The sequence below is a fragment of the Pauljensenia hongkongensis genome (assembly GCF_001746855.1).
Lineage (GTDB): Bacteria > Actinomycetota > Actinomycetes > Actinomycetales > Actinomycetaceae > Pauljensenia > Pauljensenia hongkongensis.
In genome coordinates this window covers 1,851,372-1,855,505 of the sequence record NZ_CP017298.1, presented here as the reverse complement: position 1 = coordinate 1,855,505, position 4,134 = coordinate 1,851,372, and the positions used below count along the sequence as shown (strand labels likewise).

Below are 4,134 nucleotides of genomic sequence, written 5' to 3'. Positions count from 1 at the left end.
CGCCACCGGCTTCCCGGCCCCTGCGGCGCACGGTCCCCGCGCGACCGCCCGCGCCACCCGGATCCGCGCCCAGAACAGCCCGAAGGAGGCACCATGCCCCAGCCGAAGGAATACGACCTCTCCCCGATCCGCGCCACGATCATCACCTTCTCGGACCGGGTCCTGTCCGGGCAGAGGGAGGCGCGGGGCGCCCGCGCCTGCGCCGACGCCCTCACCGCGGCCGGACTCGGCCACGTCGCCACCGCCGTGGTCCCCGAACAGCGCGGGGCCCTGGAATCGCAGGTGCGCGGGGCCATCGCCGCGGGCTCCCGCCTGGTCCTGGTCCTGGGCGGTTCGGGCTTCGGCGTAGGCAACGTCGCGCCCGAAGTGGTGCGGGAGGTCGTGGAGGTGGAGATCCCGGGGATCGCGGAGCAGATCCGCGCCCACGGCCTCAAGAGCACCCCGTTGTCGGGACTGTCGCGCGAGGTCGTGGGCGTGAGCGCCCGCGACTCCTCCGGCGCGCTCGTAGTCGCCTCGCCGGGCTCGAAGGGCGGGGCGCTCGACACCCTCGCCGTCCTGGTGCCCCTGCTGCCCGCCGTGTTCGGCCAGTTGGACGAGGAGCGCTGAGGGGCCGCGCCGCCCGGGGGGACGCCCACTACACCGGGCCGCCGCCGCGAAGACGCGCCCTCCACCACTGCAGGTCCTCCCTGGTGTCCACGTCACGGCACTCGCTCCACGGCGCCCCCACGCGCCTGAGGACGAGGCCCCCCAGGACCCTGCGCACCCCCACGCCGTGCAGGCCCCCCAGCGCCGCCCGGGCCCCGTCGAGCGCCCGGGCCAAGGGGCCCACGCGGTAGACGGCCTGCAAGTACTGCGTGTACGGCTCGGGATCCCCGCCCACGATGGCGGCCCCCGCCTCGTGCGGCGCCAGGACCACCGCGGACAGGCGGTCGGCCAGCGCCCCGGCGCCCGGGGAGTCCACCGAGCACACGACCACCCGGTCGTCCCCGGCCGCCCCCGCCCGGCCCGTCAGGAAGTCCAGGCCGGCGCCGATGCCCGCCAAAGGGCCTCCCCCCGGCGGCTCCTCCATGGCGCGCCCCACCCCGTCCGGCACGGGCACCCCCGGCGGGGCCACCACCACGACCGCCCCGCTGACGTGCGGGGCCAGTCCCGCCAGGACCACGTCGAGCAAACGGGACCCCACGTCCAGGTCCGCCTTCGACGCGCCCCCGAGGCGCTCGCCCGTCCCCCCTGCCAGGACTAGCGCGTGGACAGTGCCCACGTCCTCACCCCCACGGCGCGAAAGTGAGGACATCGGCGCGCTGCTTGGCCGCGTCCACCACCAGCACGCGCCCCAGCAGGGGCTCCCCGAAGCCCGCGACCACTTTGAGCGCCTCCGTCGCCATCGTGGTGCCCGCCTGGCCGACGACCGGCCCCAGCACCCCGGCCTCCGGCGAGGCGGGGGTGGTCCCCGGCGCGGGCTCGACCGGGTGCAGGGACCGCAGCGATGTCGGCGGAACAGGGGCGGGGGGACGGGACCAGAACACCGACACCTGGTACGCCATCGCCACGACGGTCCCCCACACGAGGGGGACCCCCGCCTCGGCGCACCAGTCCGCAACCATGTACTTCGCGCTGAAAGTGTCCGCGCACTCCACGACCAGGTCCCAGTCGCGCCCGTGCGCCTCCAGCCACTCGCGCGTCACATGCGGGTGCTGCTCGAAGCGCACCTCCGAGTTCAACGCGCTCAGGCGCCGCACCGCCGACTCCGGCTTCGCCCGCCCCACGTCCTCCTCGGAGTGCAGCAGCTGGCGCTGCAGGTTGGAGACCTCCACGCGGTCGGAGTCGCACACGCCGATCGTGCCCACGCCCGCCGCAGTCAAGTAGAGGAGCACCGGTGACCCCAGGCCGCCCGCGCCCACCACCAGCACCCGCGCAGCCGCGATGCGCGCCTGGCCCGCCTCGCCGACGCCTGCCACCAGCCAGTTGCGGCGGTAGCGCTGAGCAGCGGGGCCGCCCAGGGGCGCGGGGGCGCCGCGCAGCGGGATGGCGACGCAGCGGCTGCGGGCATCGACCGCCGCATCGCGCGAGTACGGGTCGCCCACTGTCATGAGAGCCCCGACCAGCTGTGGGTGCCGTCCGTCAGTTGCTGCTTCTTCCAGATGGGCAACTGGGCCTTGACCTCCTCCACCAGGGTCTCGACCGCCGTGAACGCCTGCGCGCGGTGCTCGGCCCCCACGGCCACGACCATCGCGTCGTCGCCCACCTCCAGGCGCCCCACGCGGTGCCAGGCGACGACCACGTGGACGCCCGCGCGCTCGGCCAGGCGGTCGGCCAGAGAGTGCAGCACCTGCGGGGAACTGGGGTGCGAGGAGTACTCGATGGCGTCCACGCGCTCCCCGCCGTCGTGGTTGCGCACGGCTCCCACGAAAACGGCGACGGCCCCGCACCGGGGGTCGCGCGCCGCATTCGTCAGGGCCGTCGCGTCCAGGGGTTCTTCAGTGATTCCAGTGAACACCCGCGCAGGCATGATCCCTCCAATTTCGGCGGTCGGTGCGCTCCGATTCTACGGGGCCCCGGGGGATCGGGCCCTCCGGGGGCCGTGGGCGGGACGGATGTCTCAGGCCCGGGCGGGCGGCCCTGTGCGCCGCCGGGCGCCTCAGCCCCGCGCGCGCCGGGAGCGCCGCGCCCACCACGCTCCCCCGGCCGCTGCCACGAGCAGTCCCGCGCCCACCACCCACACCAGTGGGGAGGCCGACCGCCCGGATCCTGTTCCCTCGATGGACGCCGACTGCGTCTGCCCCTCCTCCCGGGAGGCGAGGGCGCCCGACTCGTCGAAGAAGTACCAGTAGCCGTCGATCAGCCTCCACTCGGAGTGGACGGCCGAAGCCGAGGAGTCGAAGTAGTACCAGTTCCCCGAGGGCCCCTGCCACCAGCCCGTCGTCGCCTCCGTGTGGCCGGCGTGGAACCACCACGCCCTCGGGGTCTCGCTGGTGTACTCGTGGCCCCGCCTGGCGTTGTCCACCCCGTCGTAGGCGATTCCCTGGGCGCTGAACTCGCACACCAGCGCCGGGACCTTCACGGAGTCCCAGATGTCGCCCATCGGGAACCACAGGCCGTCCCCGTGGATCGCGTGGCGGGTGAGGCGGTCCGGCGTGTCCTCGGCGAGCCCCGTCTGGATGATCGTGGTGGGGGAAAGGGCGCCCAGGAACTCCTCGAAGTTCGACGACTCCTGGCCGTGGTGGCCGGCCTTGAGGATATCGACGCTCCCGACCTCGGAGGCGATGCGCCCCTCGAAGCCGTTGTGGGTCGTCCAATCCGAGTCCGTGTCCATGAGGTCGGCCGCCAGGAAGGCCGAGCGGCCGAAGGCGCTGACCTTCGCGCCCCACCCCATCAGGTTCGCGTCGGTGGTGCCCTGCCGTTTGTACACCTCGTCGACGTCGAAGGGGATCATCTGCACGTCCATGTCGCCCATGCACACGTGGGTGGAGTAGCCGTCCAGCTCCTGGATGAACTGCGCCCCGTACTCGGAGCGCGCCCACTGGGCGGCCTCGACCAGGTGGTCGTAGACGTACTGGTTGTCCCACAGCCCGTTCTCGTCGGTGATCCACTGGTCGGAGTACTCGGGGGAGAAGATGAGCTTGGGCCTGTAGCGGCGGATGATCTCGTCCGCGTTGCCGATGTGGTCCGAGTGCGCGTGGGTGCCCAGGTAGAAGGCCACGTTCGAGTCCGTGACCCCCTGGTCGTCCAAGTACCCGAGCAGCCACTCCGTGGTCGACGAGGTGGAGGCCGCGATCCCCGAGCGCGCCGGGTATCGGGGGTCCGAGCCGTCCGGCGCGTCCGCGTCCTCGCCGCCGTCGATGATGCCGAACCACCCGTTCGACTCCAGCAGGATCGCGTCGGAGTTGTAGGAGGACAGGACGAACATGCGGGTCTTGCCGGACGCCCCCTCGAAGGAGTACGACGAGCCGGACTGGGGCACGGCGGACTGCGCCTCCGACTGCGCGCCGTCCCCGGGCGCCGCCACCGCCGGGCCGACCAGTGCACCGCCCACCAGGGCGAGGGCCCCCGCCCCCGCCATCCATCGCCTCGCCGTCATCGCGCCTCCACTCGTCGCCGGTCGCACCCAACGCTAACGCACTGCGGCCCGGGCGG

The 4,134-nt window shown here is 73.5% G+C and carries 5 protein-coding genes; 1 reads left to right on the top strand and 4 read right to left on the bottom strand.

Annotation, left to right across the window (positions count from 1 at the left end; translation table 11 throughout):
• Window positions 1-93 precede the first annotated feature (93 nt).
• Window positions 94-606, top strand: coding sequence for a molybdopterin-binding protein (locus tag BH719_RS07715; protein ID WP_009744265.1), 513 nt, complete (start codon window positions 94-96; stop codon window positions 604-606).
• 28 nt (window positions 607-634) lie between these two features.
• Here the strand turns inward: BH719_RS07715 and mobA are convergent, their stop codons facing one another.
• From mobA to BH719_RS07695, 4 genes are all read right to left on the bottom strand, one after another.
• A complete protein-coding gene (gene mobA, locus BH719_RS07710) occupies window positions 635-1,261 on the bottom strand; it encodes a molybdenum cofactor guanylyltransferase (RefSeq protein ID WP_009744264.1) in 627 nt (208 codons plus the stop codon).
• A gap of 4 nt (window positions 1,262-1,265) precedes the next feature.
• Window positions 1,266-2,090, bottom strand: coding sequence for a HesA/MoeB/ThiF family protein (locus BH719_RS07705; protein ID WP_009744263.1), 825 nt, complete (start codon window positions 2,088-2,090; stop codon window positions 1,266-1,268).
• Entirely contained in the window at window positions 2,087-2,509 is a 423-nt protein-coding gene (locus BH719_RS07700) for a molybdenum cofactor biosynthesis protein MoaE (protein ID WP_009744262.1), read from the bottom strand. The genes BH719_RS07705 and BH719_RS07700 overlap by 4 nt, the downstream gene beginning before the upstream one ends.
• 129 nt (window positions 2,510-2,638) lie before the next feature.
• Window positions 2,639-4,078 carry an MBL fold metallo-hydrolase gene (locus tag BH719_RS07695; protein ID WP_009744260.1) on the bottom strand — a complete coding sequence of 480 codons (1,440 nt, stop codon included), beginning with the start codon at window positions 4,076-4,078 and terminating at the stop codon, window positions 2,639-2,641.
• Window positions 4,079-4,134 lie beyond the last annotated feature (56 nt).